The 17,699-nt window shown below is 71.5% G+C and carries 12 protein-coding genes and 2 pseudogenes; 2 read left to right on the forward strand and 12 right to left on the reverse strand.

Features of this window, described 5'->3' with window-relative positions; translation table 11 throughout:
• Positions 1 to 279: 279 nt before the first annotated feature.
• On the forward strand, positions 280 to 1,341 hold the full coding sequence (locus tag ACGF2Y_RS30310; protein WP_392954077.1) for an IS630 family transposase: 1,062 nt from the start codon (positions 280 to 282) through the stop codon (positions 1,339 to 1,341).
• Between the two features lie 994 nt (positions 1,342 to 2,335).
• Here the strand turns inward: ACGF2Y_RS30310 and ACGF2Y_RS30315 are convergent.
• The 5 genes from ACGF2Y_RS30315 to ACGF2Y_RS30335 all read right to left on the reverse strand — a co-directional run bounded on the left by ACGF2Y_RS30315 (position 2,336) and on the right by ACGF2Y_RS30335 (position 9,067).
• On the reverse strand, positions 2,336 to 4,105 hold the full coding sequence (locus tag ACGF2Y_RS30315; RefSeq protein ID WP_392954080.1) for a hypothetical protein: 1,770 nt from the start codon (positions 4,103 to 4,105) through the stop codon (positions 2,336 to 2,338).
• Between the two features lie 124 nt (positions 4,106 to 4,229).
• Entirely contained in the window at positions 4,230 to 6,197 is a 1,968-nt protein-coding gene (locus ACGF2Y_RS30320; RefSeq protein WP_392954083.1) for a serine/threonine-protein kinase, read from the reverse strand.
• A 127-nt stretch (positions 6,198 to 6,324) separates the two neighbouring features.
• Positions 6,325 to 6,552 (reverse strand): hypothetical protein, encoded by a 228-nt coding sequence (locus ACGF2Y_RS30325; RefSeq protein WP_356899063.1) that lies wholly within the window; start codon positions 6,550 to 6,552, stop codon positions 6,325 to 6,327.
• A 228-nt stretch (positions 6,553 to 6,780) separates the two neighbouring features.
• The gene (locus ACGF2Y_RS30330; protein WP_392954086.1) at positions 6,781 to 7,956 is read right to left on the reverse strand and encodes a serine hydrolase domain-containing protein; all 1,176 of its coding nucleotides are present in this window, start codon (positions 7,954 to 7,956) and stop codon (positions 6,781 to 6,783) included.
• A 37-nt stretch (positions 7,957 to 7,993) separates the two neighbouring features.
• Entirely contained in the window at positions 7,994 to 9,067 is a 1,074-nt protein-coding gene (locus ACGF2Y_RS30335; RefSeq protein ID WP_392954089.1) for an alpha/beta hydrolase, read from the reverse strand.
• 160 nt (positions 9,068 to 9,227) lie between these two features.
• On the opposite strand from ACGF2Y_RS30335, the gene ACGF2Y_RS30340 reads away from it, so the two are divergent.
• Positions 9,228 to 11,681 (forward strand): helix-turn-helix domain-containing protein, encoded by a 2,454-nt coding sequence (locus tag ACGF2Y_RS30340; RefSeq protein WP_392954092.1) that lies wholly within the window; start codon positions 9,228 to 9,230, stop codon positions 11,679 to 11,681.
• A gap of 52 nt (positions 11,682 to 11,733) precedes the next feature.
• On the opposite strand, the pseudogene ACGF2Y_RS30345 reads toward ACGF2Y_RS30340, so the two are convergent.
• The 7 genes and pseudogenes from ACGF2Y_RS30345 to ACGF2Y_RS30375 all read right to left on the reverse strand — a co-directional run.
• Positions 11,734 to 12,696: pseudogene (locus tag ACGF2Y_RS30345) on the reverse strand (glycosyltransferase); the annotation flags it as partial.
• A 173-nt stretch (positions 12,697 to 12,869) separates the two neighbouring features.
• Positions 12,870 to 13,031, reverse strand: a pseudogene (locus ACGF2Y_RS30350) (3-oxoadipate enol-lactonase); the annotation flags it as partial.
• Between the two features lie 180 nt (positions 13,032 to 13,211).
• A complete protein-coding gene (locus ACGF2Y_RS30355) occupies positions 13,212 to 13,799 on the reverse strand; it encodes a DUF1772 domain-containing protein (RefSeq protein ID WP_392954094.1) in 588 nt (195 codons plus the stop codon).
• A 147-nt stretch (positions 13,800 to 13,946) separates the two neighbouring features.
• Complete coding sequence (locus tag ACGF2Y_RS30360; protein WP_392954097.1) at positions 13,947 to 14,891, reverse strand: alpha/beta hydrolase; 945 nt, start codon at positions 14,889 to 14,891, stop codon at positions 13,947 to 13,949.
• Positions 14,888 to 15,727 carry an indole-3-glycerol-phosphate synthase gene (locus ACGF2Y_RS30365; RefSeq protein ID WP_392954100.1) on the reverse strand — a complete coding sequence of 280 codons (840 nt, stop codon included), beginning with the start codon at positions 15,725 to 15,727 and terminating at the stop codon, positions 14,888 to 14,890. Before ACGF2Y_RS30365 ends, ACGF2Y_RS30360 begins: the two co-directional genes overlap by 4 nt.
• Before the next feature lie 48 nt (positions 15,728 to 15,775).
• Positions 15,776 to 16,477, reverse strand: a complete 702-nt coding sequence (locus ACGF2Y_RS30370; protein ID WP_392954103.1) for an N-(5'-phosphoribosyl)anthranilate isomerase — start codon at positions 16,475 to 16,477, stop codon at positions 15,776 to 15,778.
• A complete protein-coding gene (locus ACGF2Y_RS30375) occupies positions 16,474 to 17,619 on the reverse strand; it encodes an acyl-CoA dehydrogenase family protein (RefSeq protein ID WP_103507668.1) in 1,146 nt (381 codons plus the stop codon). The genes ACGF2Y_RS30370 and ACGF2Y_RS30375 overlap by 4 nt, the downstream gene beginning before the upstream one ends.
• Positions 17,620 to 17,699 lie beyond the last annotated feature (80 nt).

Raw genomic sequence — 17,699 nt, forward strand, 5'->3', positions numbered from 1 at the left:
GCAGCCACCTCATAGACGGCTGCCTCACCGAGACCGGCCTGACCATCCGACCTGCCTGATCAGCAGCACGACATCCCGAGTTCAACCTCAGTAACCGGCACTCCTGGTCTACGTTCCGCACCGAGACGGGAGGGACGCACCGGTCACGCCTGGGCATACGCGGAATTCAGAGAGCCTCCGCCATCTTGAAGTAGCAGGTCAAAGGGCTGGTGTGACCAGCTTTCGGGGTACCCGTGCTACTGAGCCGAAACGCTTTGAGTTCAGGCTCGTTGATGGTGTGTGAGTGATCTGGTAGGGGACGCGCGGACGTGGTCGCCGAACGCGCAGGAAGCCGTGCGGTTGCTGGCGGTTTCCGCGTTGGTGGAGGGCCGGGACCGGGTGGAGGTAGCCGCCCTGTTCAAGGTGTCGGTCAAGCCCGTGGACAACTGGTGGGTGAGGTGGCGGGCCGGTGGCCGGGACGCGCTGCTGTCGCGCCCGCGAGGCCGCCGCGTGGGCGAGCATCAGGTCCTGTCCGAGGCCGAGCAGGCGGCTGTACGGCAGGCCGTCCTTGATCACATCCCCGCTGACCTGGGGCTTTCGGGTCATCTGTGGACGCGGGGGCAAATAGGCGAGCTGATCTTCAAGCTGTACGGCGTCCGCTTCACCGAGCCCGGGGTGGGCAAGTACCTCAGGCGCTGGGGGCTGACCTTCCAGCGTCCGGACAAGCGGGCGGTCGAGCAGGACCCGGAAGCGGTCCTCCTCTGGCGCGAGGAGACCTGGCCGGCGATCCGGGCCAGGGCGAAGGCGGAGAACGCCGAGGTTCTCTTCGCCGACCAGGTCGGTGTCCGCTCGGACCAGATCACCGGCCGCACCTGGGGCGCCAAAGGCTCCACCCCCATCGTCCGCCGGACCGGGAACCGGTTCTCCGTGAACGCGATGTCCGCGATCAGCACCCGTGGCCGGATGCACTTCATGGTCTTCACCGAGTCGTTCGACGCGAAGGTGATGTGCCGCTTCCTGGACCGGCTCGTCGGGCACTTCGACCACAAGGTCCACCTGATCGTCGACCGGCACTCGGCCCACCGCTCGAAAACCGTCCGGGCCTGGCTCGCCGACCACCAAGACCAGATCGAGCTGCACTTCCTACCCTCGTACTCACCCGAACTGAACCCCGACGAGCTGGTCAACGCCGACCTGAAACGCAGCCTGCCCCACACCCACCGGGCCAGGAATCAGGCCGAACTCGCCGCCGAAACCCGAAGGTTCTTCCACAGACGCCAGCGTCAGCCACACATCGTGCGCGGCTACTTCGGCGGCCCGCACGTCCGCTACGTCCTGGACAAGAACCCCATGAGTTTCTGATCAATAGTGCAGGTTGACCTCATGGCGCTCTATCGCCTTTGGGGGCGGCCCGATGTCGGAGTGGACTCGCTGGCCGAGTGGCTGTGTTTCACTTTCGCACTGCCCAGCGGAGAAAAATTCACCTGCCAGCGAGAGGCTTACAATCCACCTACGCCCGGGTTTCTCCTCAGCGTGACCAAAACGCTCTTCTCCGCGGAGGCGGCAGGGCAATTGATTGACGCGCTTGACATCCCAGGAGTAGTTACAATCGAGCTGAGTCCAGAGGTAGGAGAATAAAAGAGATTGCGAAGCGATTCGCCGGTTGAACCGGCGAATCGCTTCGAGTTTCGAGCATCAGAATTCGATTCTCGCACCAGGATCTATTCGAGCGTCATCGGCGACATATTACAGGGGAGATCGCCGTGAGCCGGGCCCTCGCGGATGCCCAAGGATTGAGCCTGGGCGACAGCCTGCCCTACCGCTGGAAGCGCGATGCGCCAGCGCGGATCGTCGGCCTGATGGAGAGCCCGCAGGCACACGCCTCCTACACCTACCTCGCTGCCCCCGGACAACTGCAGGCATGGCCCAGGACCGGACGCGACAGCACCAATGTGGTGTCCTCGGACTACGGACTGCTCCTCGCAGGTGACACCGAACAGATGGATATCGCCCAGAGCATCATCAGCCAGAAGGGGATGCAGCTCGAAACCAGAGAAGGCATCGCCGCTTCCCGGGCAATGATCGAACGCGAGTCGGCGCTGCTACTCGCTCCCGGTATTGTAGTGCTCGGAGTCATCGCCGCTGGGGCGTTTGCCTTGCGGATGCGGCGAACTCGCGTTGAGTTCGCGATCCTCGCTGGCCTCGGAGTCGCGGACCGTGACCTGCGCTACGCCGCCGTTTCCGGAGCGGTATCTGCCAGCGCGATTGCGGTTCCCGCTGGATGGGCAGCCGGGAGCATTCTCGCCCTTGCCATGCGCTGGGCGCTGCCCCGCGTCACCGACAAGGACATCGCTCCCTACGACCCGCTCCTCACCGGGGGCCTACTTACCGTCTTGCTGTCCGCGGCGGTGTCGGCCCTGGCGTTCACGAAGTGCTTGGACATCCCCTGCGGAAGCGGGTCAGAAAGCTTCCCGTCGGGGCACTTGCCGTTGCGAACAGGTGTGATGACAGCGGTCGCCGGCATCCGGTCAGTGATCGTGGTGAGGCGGGCTCTGAAGGTGCGAGCCTGTGAGGCCGGCGGCGGGCCGGATAGCGGGGTCCCGGGGGCGATCTCCCCTGTGACGGGGGCGCCGGGGGCGCCTTGGGGCGCGGCGTTCGGGCGCGTGGGGCAGTTCGCGGTGTCGCGTTCGCGTTGGACGCGGTCGACGAGTTGTCTGACCTCGAGCGCGGCGAGGGCGCGAGCGTCGACGAGGGTTTTGGCGCGCAGCGGAATGCTGTACCGGACGGGCCGTCCGCCGTTGGCTCGGGACTGGGCCTGGGCCTTGGCCCTTTCCTGCGCGGCCACGGAGGAGTAGACGGCGCCGGCGCCCGGGTTGGCGCAGCGGAGGCTGCCGGAGACGCGTTCGCCGGTGACGGGGAACGTGCCGTGGCTGCTGGTGCACGAGCCGGCGGGCCGGCCGCCGATGGTGAAGGTGGCGCTCAGTACGGCGGTGACCTTGCCGCCGGTGACGCGCTGCTCTCGGGCCTTGGCGGAGATCTGGCCGGTGAAGCTCTGATCGACGGAGCAGCCTCCGGCGCCGCAGCTCAGCTTTCCCGAGCCGTTGAGGGTGAAGTTGATGCCGCGGTCGGTGGCGTCCTTGAGCTGCTTGGTGCGCTCGAGCAGGTCGTCGAACATCGGCTTGACGTCGTCGCCGGTGAGGGGCGTGAGGTCCATGCCCTCGGCCTGGCCCCCGGCGAGCGGTCCGGTGGTCACGCGCGGGATCTCGGTCGGTGTCTCGCCGTTGCGGTACTGGTCGAGGGCCTCGCGCGGGTCGTAGGACTCCAGGCGCAGCACACGGTGGGGCAGGTCCTTGGTGACCAGGAGCCGGCCGGCCGGGGTGTTCGCGGCGCGCGCGGGTGTCCCCTGCACACTGCGGGGCCGTTCCTCGGCCCGGGACGCCGGAGTCGGGTTCTTCGCCACCTCGGCCAGGGCCTTGGTCAGGACGTCCGCGAGCTTCGGCGGGGGGAGGGTGCGGTCGAGGGACTCCTTGACGAGGGTGGAGCCGTCGTCCAGGCCGGCCATCCACGCGCTGGGCTTCTCCCGGGCGCCGGACTCCGCCCCGGGTCCGGGGGCGGGGTTCTTCTGCCAGCGCAGGAACGTCTTGCCGCCGACGCTGAGCAGGTCCCGGTCGTGTCGGCTGTTGCCTGAGCCGGCGGTGCCGTACTTGCTGCCGCCGGCGGTGACGGTGATCTCGTTCTCGGTGATCCCGAAGGCGGAGGTGTCCTTGTAGCGCAGGCCCTCGGCGGTCGCCAGGTTCTCAACGGCCTCCTGGAAGGGCTTGAGTTCCTGACGCGGCGTCTGGTTCTGCTGCGCGGTCCCGTCAGAGCCGCCGCCGGACCGTTCGGGGCTGTTGCGGCCGCCGACGAGTCCGGCGCCGGTCACCACCAGGGCACCGATGACCAGCGCCAGGACGAGGGTGAGAGCGCCGCCCAGCATCAGCCAGGCACGCTGTCGTCCCGGCCGGGTACGGGCGTGCTGGAGTCCGGGACCGTCCGGCGGCGTCGGCGGGTAGGCGGGTGGCGGCGGTATGGCCGGCGGCGGTGGAGCCGGTGCGTGGCCGTCCGGGGGAGGGGTCGGCTCGTCCATCTGGTGCCTCCTTGGGCTGAGTGGTACGTCGCCTGGTGAACCGTCGTTCTTCCGTAGGGAGGGAGTGCCTCTGACGAGGCCGCCGCCGGGGTTCTCGCGGCGCCGCTTCGTGGGACGGCGCGGCTCAGGCGACGGCGGCGCAGATCGTTCCTCTGCCGCCGTGGATCTCCCAGGCGTAGTCCAGGCCGCAGTTCCCGACGGTGCCGGATCCGACGCTCGTGATCCGCATGATGAAGTCGTACTTGACTGGCACCCTCCTCGCGTTGCAGTCCCAGATGGTCATCAGGTTCGCCGTGTCCGGGCGCCGGTCCTTCGCGGTGGCGAGGAAGCACTGGCCCGTACGGAACTGCCGCTCCAGGCACAGCACCGTGCGCGTGAGGTCGTCGTTCGTGTGCGACCAGGAGGTGCGCCCGCCACCCGACTCGCACCTGTCGGAGTCGGCCACCCCGGTGACACGTACGTACGCGGTCAGCCAGCCGCACGGCACGGTGTGCGGGGTGTCCTTGCTCCATCTGTCATAGCCGTCGTCGTGGACGTTGAGGCAGTTCCCGCGCCGAACCGCCGCGAACGCCCTGTCGCGAGGGTCCGGCTCTCGGGGCGGCGGCGGGGTGTAACTGTTGTCGACCGAGCCGTAGCCGCCGGTGCTGCTCCCGCTTGTACGGGTGTTGGTGGGGGCGGGGTCGGGGTCAGGGGCGGGGGCGGGGGAGCTCGACGGGCTCGCGTTGTCGTTCCGCTCAGGAATCAGCCCGTTCTCCCGGGCGTACGCGAACCCGCCGATGACCGCGGCAAGCAGCAGCATGAGCCCGGTGAAAGCGGCCACCGACCGCAGCGCCTCATGCCTGCGTTCCGCCTCCTTACGCCTGCGCTCGGCTTCCTCTCGCCTGCGCTCCTGTTCCGCCCTGCGCAGCTGTTCGCGCCGCTTCGCCTCCTCACGTTCGCGCTGCGCGCGCGCCTGCCTCGCACGCTCCTCTCGTCTCTCCTGCTGCACGCGCTGGCGGAGTTCCTCCTGGCGGCGCCGCAGAGTCTCCGCGACGTACCCGAGTCTGGCCCGACGCTGCGGGGTTCTGGCGGCGTCCCGCAGCTGTGTGTACGCCTCGCGCTGTTGCGTGTAGGGGCGGGTGGGCAGCGCCGGCAGTACCTGGGTGAGCAGTCGTTCCGTCGCTGTCTCGTTGCTGGGGGCGGTGTCCCGCAGGCGCCGGCCCTCGGCCTCGTACCCTTCGATCAGGGCCATCCAGTGTGGTGGCAGCGATTGTTCACCGCCTCCCCGAGGGACGGTCCGGTCCAACTCCGTCAGGAGGTCGGGGAGGTGCGGGCGCTTGGCGGGCACGGCGGCCAGGCAGGGTCGGATCAGCGGGGCCAACTCCCTGGGCATTCCCTTGAGCGTGAGGTCGTTGTTGTCCACGAGGGCGCGCAGTTGGAGCATGTTCTCGGTGACGCGGTAGGGCGGGCGACCCACGGCCAGGTAGAAGAGCGTCGCGCCGAGTGAGTACACGTCCGATGCCGTGGTGGACGCCTGACCGCGTGCCTGCTCCGGTGAGCTGAACGCGAGAGTGCCTAGCGTCAGGGCGGTCCGGGTGAGGTCGTACGCGTGGGAGATGCCGAAGTCGATGAGGCGCGGGCCCGCCGCGGGTAGCAGGATGTTCTGCGGCTTCACATCCCGGTGGATGACGCCTTCGTCATGCAGGGCGATCAGGGCGCGCGCGGCGCCGGCCGCCACCCAGCGGACGGCGGGGACCGGCAACGGGCCCTGACTGTCGACGAGTTCGGAAAGCGGGGGAGCCGGTATGTAGTCGACAGCCATCCACGGGCGGGCGTCCGCGAGTCCCGCGTCGCGTACGCGCGCCGTGTAGACGCTGTCCACCCGACGGGCCAGCTCCACCTCGCGTGCGAACCGCTTGCGGTCGCCGGGGCTCACCGTGCCCTCTGCGATCGGCGTCTTGATCGCGACGAGGTGGCCGCCTTCGCCGGGTCTGCCGGACCGCCCGAGATAGATCCGTCCCATTCCGCCGGAGGCGATCCGCCGCTCGATGCGGTACGCGCCGAGCTGCCGTGGGTCGTCCGGACCGAGTGGCAGCAGCCGTGTACTGGTCATCACGTCCCCCTTCGGATACTGGTACGGCGCCCCTGCCGCCGGAGCCGGGCCGGGGCAGGAGCGGAGGGTCATGGGCCGCCCGCGGGTCGGTGGCGCCGAGTTCCTTCATCACGGGCTCTTGTTTCGCCTAGCGCTGACAGGAGGCGATGATCAGGAACAGCACGAGGCACGCCAGGCCGAACAGCGGTACGCAGCCGAGTGAGTTCGGGTTCTTCCGGTTGATCTCCACGCTGCCGCCCGGGACGAGTCGGGGGTGCCGGTCGGCGTAGTGGGCGACCGCGAGGTCCTCGGCCTCGGACTCGGTGGTCCACCGGGTGGTGAAGCCGCATTCGCCGCATCGGTAGCGGTACGCCATGTCAACTCCTCGATGCCGCAGGTGCGATGGTGCGTGGGTGCGATGGTGCAGGGGGGTGTGAGAGCGAGGGTGCCGCCGGGAGGTCCGGGGAAACAGGTCAGGAGACCGGCCACAGTGCCACCGGCCAGTTACGGCCGGTGCGGGACGTGGCGCGGGCCGGCGCCCGGGTGCGGCGGGACGCTCCGCGAGATCCCCCGTGTCCCGCGGGGCGCCCCACCCGCCGCCGCGTCAGTACCGCTTCGGCGCGTCCTTGCACAGTGCCGCGTCCAGCAGCTCCGCGAGCTGCTTGGTCGGTGTGTTGAGCTGGAACAGCGTGTTGGTCACGACGGACGCGTGGCGGCCGTCCTTGGTCACCAAGGTCTGCGTGAGGTAGCCCGGTACGCCGCCGTTGTGGCCCCAGGCGACGGTGTCGCAGGACAGCTTGAACTTGCCGATGCCCAGTCCCACGCCGCCGTCGCCACCCGGCTCGGCCTTCCACACCCTCTCCATCTCGGCCAGGCTCGCGGACGAGAAGACCTCGCCCGAGGTGATCGCCCGGTAGAAGGTGGTCAGGTCCTCCAGTGTGGAGATGACCGCTCCCGCGCTGCTGTAGAGGGACGGGTCGTAGCTGAGAGCCGGGGTCCAGAAGTACAGGCCGCCGAGCCGGGCCCCGTGGTAGCCGTTGACCGCCGGGGCGGGCAGGGTGCGATCACCGGGCGCGGGGAAGACCGTGCGTTCCAGGCCCAGCGGGGTGATGACCCGGTCGGTGACGGCCTGGTGCACCTTCTGGCCCGTCACCTTCTCGATGAGCATGCCGAGCACGAGGTAGTTGGTGTTGGAGTAGGTGAAGCCCGCGCCGGGCGCGGAGACCGGCGGGCTGCTGAGCCCCTTGCGTACCGAGGCGGCCAGGTCGTACGTGCCGTCCGGACTGGGCTTGGGCGCCTGGGTGACCGGGTACGGGTTGTACGCCGCCAGGCCGCTGGTGTGCTGGAGCAGGTGGCGGACGGTGATGCGGGTGCCGTCGTAGCCGTTGCCGGAGACGACGCCGGGCAGGTAGTCGTCGATCATCGCGTCCAGCGACACCTTCCCCTCGTCGACGAGTTGCAGCAGCACCGCCGCGGTGAAGGTCTTGGTCTGGCTACCGACGCGGAAGTGCTCGTCGGACTTGATGGGCCGCGTGGAGTTGACGGTGCCGGTGCCGACGGACAGGGTCCAGGAGCCGTCACCGTTCCCGGCGTGGACGGCCGCACCCGGGCCGGCGGCGGCCTGGAACCTCTTGAGCGCCGCGAGTGTGGCCGCGTGCTCCTCCTCGGCCGTTGCGCCGGCCTGGGCTGCCGCCGGGCCCGACAGGGCCAGTATCGTCGCGCAGACGGCGCCTGCGACGACGGGAAGCCTCGCCCTGCTCCACTGCTTGTGCTTTGCCATGGTGGTGGCTTCTCCTCGATGAGCGGCTCGAAGTGGGTCAGTTGGTCGCGGCCGCCGCGAAGGCGGCTTCCAGGCGCGGCACGTGGTCGGCGAACGCCGGGGCCCAGCAGCCGTAGTTGTGGCCGCCGTTGCAGGTGGGAGCGAGTGACTTCCCGTTGCCGTAGTCGACAAGGCGAATGGGGATGTTCAGCTGGTCCAGCCGGGACTTGACGGTGCGGGCGGCGCGCGCGGTCCGCGCGTCGATGACGTCCCCGTCGCCGGTGTAGAGGGTGACCGAGGTGTCCGCGAGCCGGGCCAGGTTGGCCGGGGCCGCGGGGTCGTAGGCGCGCCAGAGGCGGTCGGCGCCGAACACCGGGTAGGGCGAGCCGAAGATGGCGTCGCTGTCGACGTACGGGCCGTAGTCGGGGCACCCGCTCGCGCTGCTCACCGCGCACCAGGCGCCCGGCAGGTTCAGCTCGGTGGCGACGACCGTCGCGCGGATCTCCGCCATTCCGAAGTCGAGGCCACCGGACAGCGCGGCGACGTGGCCGAAGAGGTCGGGTCGGGCCTGGGCGTAGTGCAGGGCGCCGGAGCCGCCCATGGACAGACCGGTGACCGCCCGGTGCGCGCGGTCGGGCAAGGTGCGCAGATTGGCGTCGATGAAGGGGACGACCTGCTCCAGGTGGAAGGTCTCCCAGTTGGCCGCCTTCAGCACGGTGTTCTGCATCTTCCAGTTCGCGTACCAGCCCTTGCGCCCGCCGTCCGGAACCACGGTGATCATCTTGTCGGAGCGCAGAGCGGGGGCGGCCGCGGCGTCGTTCACGTTGCCGCCGCCACCGTGCAGGAAGTATGCGACCGGCCAACGCTTGTGCGGGTTCGCGGCGTAGTCCCGAGGCAGGAAGACGCGGATCTTGTGCGGGCCGGACACCTGTGGCGTGGTCACGGTGAGGGTGAGGTCGGTACCGGAGTGCACCTCGGTCGGCTGGGCGACCTGGAGGCCGAACCCGTCGGCGTAGTCGGGGATGGCGGGGGCGTCCGCCCGAGCGCCCGGGCCGCTGAGCGCGGTGAGTGCCAGCGCGGCCGCGAGTGCCGCGCCAAGGGCCCGCAGACGACGTGGAGTTGAGGGTCCCATTCGGGAGTGCTCCTTCGTGTGACGTGCCGGCGGGGGCCGCCGGTCCGTTGTCACGATGGCGTGCACGCGGTTCAGGGAACAGGCCAGTCGACCGGCCATGCGTGACCGGTCGTCACGCTACGCTCAGGACCACCGTATCCGTGCGAGGTGGGAGCCCCGAATGACGGACCAAGCAGGCGCGCTGCTACGCCAGTTACGCAAGCGTGCCCGCCTCACCCAGGAGCAGTTGGCGGAGCGGTCCACGGTGAGCGTACGCACCATCCGCAGACTGGAGACCGGCAAGTCCACCGACCACCGGGTGAAGACCCTGCACCTGCTGGCGGACGCTCTGGAGGCCCGGCCGGAGGAGCGCCGTCGGCTCACCGACACCATGGACCGGCCACCGACGGCCCCCGCGCCCGAGCCGGTCCCCGTCGCCGTGACCGGGCCGCCGCCCCCGCCCGCCTCCGCGCCGCCCGACACCCCCGCGCCGCGTCCGGTCGACGACGTGCTCACGAGCGCCGCCGACTCGTTGGCCAGGGAGGTCCGGCGGCGCTGGCGGCGCGAGGAGGAGCAGCGCCGGGTCCACGATCCGTTCCCGCTTCCGGTGCGCTGGCAGCCGGCGCCCGCCTCCCTGACGGACCATCCCGAGAACGTTCAGCGGCTGGAACCGGGCGCCACCGCCGGGGGCGTGGACCTGAGCGGTGACGTGCGCAGTGTGGCGGAGACCTACCGGCGGATCGGGTCCGGGCGGTTGGTGATACTCGGCCGGGCGGGCTCGGGGAAGTCGGTGCTCGCCGTCCGCTTCGCCCTCGACCTCCTCGCGGCCCGCGCGCCGGCCGATCCGGTGCCGGTGATCGTCAGCCTCGGCTCGTGGGACCCGGCCACCACCACCGTGCGGGACCTGCTGGTGGGCCGGCTGCTACGGGACCACCCCCACCTCGCCCGCCGGGTCGCCGGTGGAACGACGCAGGCCGCCGCGCTGGTCGACGCCGACCTGATCCTGCCGGTCCTTGACGGGTTCGACGAGATAGCCCGGGGCCTGCGCGACGCGGCGCTGGACGCGCTCAACGACACCTCCCTGCCGCTGGTCCTGACCAGCCGCCGGCACGAGTACGAGCAGGTGGTCACCGCGACCCGGGCACCCCTGGTGTGGGCCGCGGGCATCGAACTGGCCGACCTCACCGTCGAGGATCTCGCGGCCTACCTGCCCCGCACCGCACGACCCGTCGCCCACGAGGTCCGCCGCGCCACGGGGGGTGCCACGGGCAGCGGCACCGGCGTGTGGGACGAGGTGCTGGAGGCGTTGCGAACCGGTGACACCCCCGGGGCCGCCCAACTCGCCGACGTGCTGCGCACTCCGCTGATGGTGATCCTGGCCCGGACGATGTACAGCGAGGCGCCCGACCGGAGCCCGGCCGAACTACTCGACACCACACGCTTCCCCACCCCGAGCGACCTTGAGGAACATCTGCTGGCCGGCTTCGTACCGACGGTCTACCGGCGCCGTGCGCCCGAGCGGTCCGAGGACGGTCGGCGGCAGCGGGAGTGGGACGCCGAGCGTGCCCGGCACTGGCTGGGCTACCTCGCCCACAGCCTCAGTCAGGGGGACGGCGGCCGGCAGGATCTCGCCTGGTGGCGACTGAGCCGCAGGCTGCCGACGGGGACCCGCGTCCTGCACGTCACCCTGACCTCCGCCCTGTGCATGGCCACCGCCACCTGGCTGGTGGGGCTGGTCGCCCAACTCTGGCAGTCCGTCGAGTGGTTCGGCCCTGCGATCGTACTGGTCCAGGGGGCACTGGTCGGGCTGATCGCCGGGGTGGCCTTCGGGCTCGTCTACGCCGTGATGGCAGCCCTGGACCGGGTCGCCCTCCAGCCGTCCCGGGTACGGCTCAGACTGCCGGCCGCCGACCGGCGGGTGGCCCGTCGGCCGCTGCGCGCGTTCACCGCCCGCTTCGGGTTCATGCTGCTGGGCGGGGCGGTGCTGGGCATCGGGTACGCCTGGGCGCACGCGCTGCTCCGCGCTCTCTACCTGGGGTCGTCGCTCTCCGACCCCGGGGTGCTCCGCGGCGTGCTGATCAACATGCTGGTCTTCGCGCTGATCTTCGGCCTGTCGGCCGGGCTGGTCTTCGGGCTGCTCGCGACCTTCGAAGCGCCGATGGACATCACCGCGGCGGCCACGCCCCTCCGGCTGCTGTCCGCCAACCGCGCGACCGCCGGACACCAACTTCTGGTACTCATGCCGGCGGTCACCCTCGGCGTCTGCCTCTGCGGCTTTCTTGTCGTCGGCCTGTTCCAGGACCTCCTCGGGCCGCTGGTGTGGCGGCTGGCGGACGCGGTCCTGCTCGGCGCGGTCGGCGGACTGGGCGGCGCGTCGTCCTACGTGCTGGCCTTCACCGCCTGGGGGCAGTGGCTCACGCTGTCCCGCGTCTGGCTGCCGCTGACGGGCAGACTGCCCTGGAACACGGTCGTCTTCCTGGAGGACGCCTACCGCCGTGGCGTGCTCCGCCAGACCGGCGCCGTCTACCAGTTCCGCCACATCCGGCTGCAACGCCACCTCGCCCAGTCCTACCGGCCGTCACCTCCGCCGGTGGACCAGGCGACGACGACCCGCCCGAGGTTGACGCGGACGTGAGTGTCGGCCAGGCCCGCCCCCGGGCCGTGGCCTGCGCAAGCGACCCGGACGTTCAGTTCGTCGCGGCGGACAGGAGGACGTCCACGAGTCGGTCCGCCGCGTCGGGGCGGCCGTGGGCACGGGCTCGCTCCGCCATGGCCTGCCGTCGGGCGGGGTCGGTGAGGAGCGGTGCCAGCGCTTCCCGGAGGCGGCCCGGTGTCACCTCGTCGAGCAGGGCGACGGCGGCGCCGGCCTCCTCCAGATGCCGGGCGTTGTGCGCCTGCTCGTTGCCGGCCGAGGAGGCGAGCGGGATGAACACGGCCGGGCGGCCGAGGGCCGTCAGCTCGGCCAGCGTCCCGGCGCCGCTGCGGGAGACGACGACGTCGGCGAGCGCCAGCACGTCGGGAAGTTCGGGTCCGACAAAGCCCGTGAGGTGGTAGCGGCCGGCCAGCGCCGTCGATAGGGCGGACGCGTGTCGGCACAACTCGTCGACGTTGTCGGGGCCGCACTGATGGACGACGTTCGCCCGCTCCAGCAGCCAGGGCAGTGAGTCCCGGACCACTCCGTTGATCTGCTGGGAGCCCTGGGCGCCCCCGGTCACGTACACGGTCGGCAGTCGGCGGTCGAAGTCGTGCAGGCCCAGCTCGGCGACGGCCTTGTCCGGGTGGCCCGCCAGGACCTCCGGTCGGATCGGGTTGCCCGTGACGACGGCCGCGCCGCGTGCCGCCTCGGGCAGCAGGGGCAGCGTCGACTCGGAGGAGACCGCGATCCGCGTCGCGGAGCTCGCCAACTTGCGGTTGGCCAGGCCCAGGCGCACGGTCTGCTCGTGGAGCACCAGCGGGCGCCGGCACAGCCGTGCCGCCAGGCCGGTGGGGACGGCGCCGTACCCGCCGGTGGCGAGCACGACGTCCGGCCGGAAGTCCGCGACGAGCTTGCGGGCCTGCGCGACACCGAGCGGCACGCGCGCCATGTCCCGCACGTTCGACGGGCTCACCAGCTTCAGCGGGTTGGCCGACCGGCGGATCTTGCCGGTGGCCGAGCCCCCGCCGACAGAGGTCGGCGGGGGCTCGTCGTGTCTCCTGCCAGGAGCGTTTTCTCTCACACACATCTCACCAACAGAGTCGACGTGCCTGGACAGAAAGGGCCTGACCTGGCCTTATACGGCTCAGCTGGACCGACCGAGGCCCCACGAGACACGATTCACAACCTGTGCCACGTCGTCCCGAGCGAGGGACCGATCACGAGGACCGGGGCGTCCTCGGGCCCGTCGAAGCGGTACTGCATGGATTCCGTCGGCTTGTCACTCACCGTTCCCACGCTCCCACATCTCTCCGGGCCGCCGACCGGCGGGGGGCGGGACGGGGGCTCCACCGCGTCGAGCAGTACGGAGGCGGAGCACGGCACGCACAGGTGCCCCCCTTCGCCGACCGGCACAGAAAGGGGGCTCACCCTATGCGAACGCGAATACGAGAGAATTACCCGAGCATGCGGGAGGCGGCGATCAGCCGTTGCCGGATGAAATACTGGTACATCACTTCTCCGGACTCCTTTCTACCGGAGCGCAGGGGATTCCGGCTTCCCGTACCGGAGCAGAGCGGCGCACAGAGCACCGAGACTCAGAACACAGAAAAGTGTCCGGAAGATGTTCACCGGCACCCATACCGATTTGAAGTCGTCGATCACCGCATGCACGTCCTGGGCGGACGCGGGGTCGCCGAGCGCCGCGAGGTCCGCGTTGAGGGGAAGGTTGACCGCGACGGTGACGACGAGCACCAGCAGATAGCAGAGTGCCGCGGCGGCCAGCGGCAGGGCCACCGCGCGGCGCTTGCGGCGGAAGGCCACGATCGCGGCGGCGACCGTGAGCCCCAGCGTGGCGAGGAAGACCAGGCCGAACAGCGCGCTGCCGTCGATCGCCGCGTTGAACCGCTGCATGGCCGCCGCGTAGGCGGCGTCGTCCAGCTCGGCCAGGCCCGGCATCACGGAGATGTCGTAGGCGAAGAACAACCCCGCCATCAGCCCCGTGCAGAGCACGGATGCCACGAGGAGCGGCGCGGTGATCCGGTCGCCGGCGGGCGGATGCCCGCCGGGCCGGGCCGGGCCGGCCGGGTACGGGGTGGCACGGGGAGGGTAGTGGCTCATGTCGCAGTCCTGTCGATCGGATGGACTCTCCCAGGCGGTGGCGTACGGTGCACGCGGCAGAACGGAGCGTGTACGCGGTGCGCGATCATCCCAGCAGGTCAGGGCCCAAAGGTCCATATCTCACGCGCTCACGCGCATACGCGTACGTCACCCCCGGCTGTCGGAGGAGGCCGCCAGGCACTCCTCAAGGAACGCCAGCGCCCGTGCGTGGTAGAGCGGGGCGGCCAGCCCGAGGCTGAGGTTGTGTCCGGCCTCCGGCAGGCGTTCGACGGCGGGGCGGCGCGTGCCCGTGAAGCTCGCGGCCACCGCGGCCAGTTCGTCCCGGTCCAGCCGCCACCAGCCCTCGTACGCGCCAAAGGTGAGCCGCACCGGGCAGCGCACCCGGGCGGCGGCCGCCGGGAACCGGGCGGGCCACCGCCCCGTCTCCTCCTCCTCCTCCGCGGCCGGAACCTCGCGGAGCAGGGCGCGGCTGGCCCGGAAGGTGCCGCCCGGATAGAGGCGCAGCGGACCCCAGTTGAGCTCTCCCGCCCCACCGGCCAGCGTGTCCGGGAAGTGGGCGGCGGCCGGTGCGTAGTGCCAGCCACAGCCGTTGAGGTCGAGCCCGAGCAGGCGGCCGGCGGGGGTCGCCCCGCTCCAGGGCTCTCCTGCCAGGTGCAGGGCGGTCTTGCCGCCGTCGGAGTGTCCGAGCAGGAAGAACCCGGCCCCGACCGGGTGGAGTTCGGCGTAGCCGGCGAGCGATCGGCGCAGCTGCCGGGCCTGTTCGGCGAGCGGCAGACCGTGCGGGAGGGCGGCGCGGGAGAGACCGTAGCCTGGCCGTTCCACCGCGAGGACCGTGTGGCCGAGCGAGGTGGCGAGGGCGAGCAGTGAGGTGTGCGGGGCGACCGGTCCGGCGAAATAGCCGGGTGACATGGCCCGGCCGTGGACGGCGACGAGCACGGATCTGGGCGCACCGGTGGCCGGTTCGGCCCGCCAGGCGCCGAGGCGGTGGCGGCCGTGGCCCAGCACGATCTGCTCCACGCCGCTCAGGGCGACGTCGTGCCCGGCCGCGGTGACGTCCGCTGTGGCCACCGACTCCGTCGGCGCGGCGCTCACGCGGGCACGTCCTCGGCCTCGCCGGCGGGAGCGGCCGAGGCGTCCGGCCGCGCAGCCGCCACGTCGGCCACGGGGGCGGGGTGCGGCAGGACCGAGGGCACTTCGGCGGTCAGCGGCACCACGACCCGCCCGGTCTCCTCGGTGCCCGCGGCTCGGTGTGCGTCGAACTCGGCCAGCCAGGCGTCCACGCTCGGCGCCCGCAGCAGCGCGGTCCCCATGAGCAGGCCCCGGTAGCCCTCGGCCAGCAGACCGGCGGCGGTGGCGGGGTCGTTCACCGCGCTGGCGCTGACGGGGCAGAGCGTGCCGGCGGCCCGTACGGCGGGCAGCAGCGCGCGGCTGCGGTCCAGGTCCCCGGCGTCCCGTTCGCGTGCGGTGATGTCCTTGTTGTTGACCGCGACGACACAGTCCTGCGGGTTCGGCAGCCCGATCGCCTCCTCGGCGCCGGTGATCTCCACGAACGGGGTCAGCCCGTGTGCCCGGCATGCGCGGGCCAGGTCGTGCAGGGACTCCCGGGGCAGCAGCGCCGCGGTCAGCAGGACCGCCGAGACACCCGCGCGGGCGGCGGCGGTGACCTGGTCGCGCCGGGTCACGAAGTCCTTGAGCAGAACCGGGACGTCCACGCGGGCGGTCACCTCGTGCAGCATGGCGGCCGACCCGCCGAACCAGCGGCCGGTCACGACGGACACGCACGGGGCTCCGGCCCGCTGGTAGGCGGCGGCGATGTCGCCGGGGGTGCGGCCCCGCAACAGGTCGGCGCCGTGCGCGTCGCGGGACTTCACCTCCATGATCACGGGGCGCTCCGCGCCGAGGAGCGCGGAGAGGAAGGACTGCGTCATCGGGCTTTCCTCACGAAGTGGCGGGCTTCTCCTGCGGGGTGGGGGACGTCACGGCGCAGGGGCGGGCGAGCCGGTCCAGGCGCGGTCCAGCGCGGCGACACGGGCCGGGTCGAGTGGGCCGCCGTCTCCACGGGCGGCGTGGTCGATGTCGACGCCCCGGAACCCGGGGTGCGCGGCGAAGGCGTGTCCCGGTGCGTCGGCCTCGCCGAGGCCGCCCGCGAGGATGAACGGCCGGGGCAGGGCGGGCAGCAGGGCCTCCAGCGCCTCGGCCGGGACGCGGCGGCCGGTGCTGCCGACCGCTCCGCCCCGGGTCGCCGCGTCGACGAGGAACAGGTCCGCTCCGGCGCGGGCGTACGCCGTGAGGAACGGCCGCTCGACGCACGCCCCGTCGAGGACGTGCACGGCCTTGACCAGCACCGCGTCGGGCACGGCCGCGCGCAGGGCGGCCACGGCCGCGGGCGGCTGGTAGGCGTGGAGCTGGATCCAGCGCACCCGGGCGGCGCGGGCGGCCGCGGCGATCCGTTCGGCGTCGTGCAGGAAGGTGACGAGCACCGGCTCGGCCCGGCCCGCCGTGCGGACGGCGTCGGCCAGTTCGGTCAGCCGAGCACCGGTCAGATCGCGGGCCCCGTTCTCCACCCCGTACCAGAGGCCGACGAGATCGGCCCGTGGTGCCACGGCGGCGGCCTCCTCGGGGGCGGTGGCTCCGCACACCTTGAGCAGCGGCCGGGGCGGTCCGGCCGGGGCGCTCATCCGCCGAGCCCCAGGGCCGAGGCGACGTGGTTGTACTGGATGTCGTTGGTCCCGGAGTAGAGGGTGCCCGCGACCGCGGCCCGTACCTCCTTCTCCAGGCCGACCTCGGTGAGGTAGCCCGCGCCGCCGAAGACGCGGATCGCCGAGAGGCTGGTGGAGAGGGCGGCCTCGCTGGCGAGGATCTTGGTGATGGCGAGGTCGGCGGTGACGTCCTCGCCCGCGGCGAGCCGCTCGGCGGTGTCGTAGAGCCACTTGGCGGCCGTCTCGGTGCGGATCTGCATGTCGACCACGCGGTGCGAGACCGCCTGGTAGTCGCCGATGGGGTGGCCGAAGGCCCGGCGTTCCCGGGCGTAGGCGACGGTGCGTTCCAGCCGGTGGCGCATCTCGCCGAGCTGGACGGTGAAGCCGAACAGGATCTCGCGCTTCATCACGTGGTCCAGGACGAGCAGTCCGCCGCCGACCCGGCCCAGCACCCGGTCGGCGGGTATCCGGCAGCCGTCGAGGTGGAGGGTGGACAACGGGGCGGTGCGCAGGCCCATCTTGGCGGTCGCCCCGCCGACGGAGAGGCCGGGGGTGTCCCGGTCGACGAGGAAGGCGGTGGTGCCGAGCGGTCCGCCCTCCGGGCGGGTACGCGCGTAGACGACGAAGACGTCGGCGATGGGGCCGTTGCTGACGAAGGCCTTGCCGCCGGTGAGGACGTAGTGCGTGCCGTCGCGCTCGGCGCGGGTGGTCATCGCCATGGCGTCGGATCCGCTGTCGGGTTCGGTGATGGCGTGCGCGCCGATCAGCTCGCCCGAGCAGATGCCGGGCAGATAGCGCTCGCGCAGGGCGTCGCTGCCGAAGGCGGTGAGGGGTACGCCGGTGCTGGCCATCGACGTGGTGGCGCAGAAGTTCAGCCCGGACTCCCGGCAGGTCTCGCCGAGGGTCTCCAGGACGTGCAGGGTGGTCAGGAGGGACTGGCCCGCGCCGCCCCACTGCTGAGGGAACGGCAGCCCGAGGACGCCGCTGTCGGCGAGGGACCGCCAGCGGTCCGGTTCGAACGCGGACCGGGCGTCCGCCTCGACATGTCCTTCGCTCAGGATCTTGCCCCACTGGGCCATGCCGGCGCAGAGCGCCTGCTGATCCGCGTCGCGGTTTCTCATGGCGGAGCCTTCCGTACGGGCCGTGCGGGTGGCCTCGGTCGATGACGGACGGAGAGGTGACGGCGGTGTCCCGTCGTCGG

This window comes from Streptomyces sp. NPDC048142, assembly GCF_043202835.1.
Classification (GTDB): Bacteria; Actinomycetota; Actinomycetes; order Streptomycetales; family Streptomycetaceae; genus Streptomyces.

What these genes read in the sequence shown, in the direction of transcription:
- ACGF2Y_RS30315 (WP_392954080.1), bottom strand. Translation starts at nt 4,105, where the DNA reads ATGGACGAGCCGACCCCTCCCCCGGACGGCCACGCACCGGCTCCACCG.
- ACGF2Y_RS30320 (WP_392954083.1), bottom strand. Translation starts at nt 6,197, where the DNA reads ATGACCAGTACACGGCTGCTGCCACTCGGTCCGGACGACCCACGGCAG.
- ACGF2Y_RS30325 (WP_356899063.1), bottom strand. Translation starts at nt 6,552, where the DNA reads ATGGCGTACCGCTACCGATGCGGCGAATGCGGCTTCACCACCCGGTGG.
- ACGF2Y_RS30330 (WP_392954086.1), bottom strand. Translation starts at nt 7,956, where the DNA reads ATGGCAAAGCACAAGCAGTGGAGCAGGGCGAGGCTTCCCGTCGTCGCA.
- ACGF2Y_RS30335 (WP_392954089.1), bottom strand. Translation starts at nt 9,067, where the DNA reads ATGGGACCCTCAACTCCACGTCGTCTGCGGGCCCTTGGCGCGGCACTC.
- ACGF2Y_RS30340 (WP_392954092.1), top strand. Translation starts at nt 9,228, where the DNA reads ATGACGGACCAAGCAGGCGCGCTGCTACGCCAGTTACGCAAGCGTGCC.
- ACGF2Y_RS30355 (WP_392954094.1), bottom strand. Translation starts at nt 13,799, where the DNA reads ATGAGCCACTACCCTCCCCGTGCCACCCCGTACCCGGCCGGCCCGGCC.
- ACGF2Y_RS30365 (WP_392954100.1), bottom strand. Translation starts at nt 15,727, where the DNA reads ATGACGCAGTCCTTCCTCTCCGCGCTCCTCGGCGCGGAGCGCCCCGTG.
- ACGF2Y_RS30370 (WP_392954103.1), bottom strand. Translation starts at nt 16,477, where the DNA reads ATGAGCGCCCCGGCCGGACCGCCCCGGCCGCTGCTCAAGGTGTGCGGA.
- ACGF2Y_RS30375 (WP_103507668.1), bottom strand. Translation starts at nt 17,619, where the DNA reads ATGAGAAACCGCGACGCGGATCAGCAGGCGCTCTGCGCCGGCATGGCC.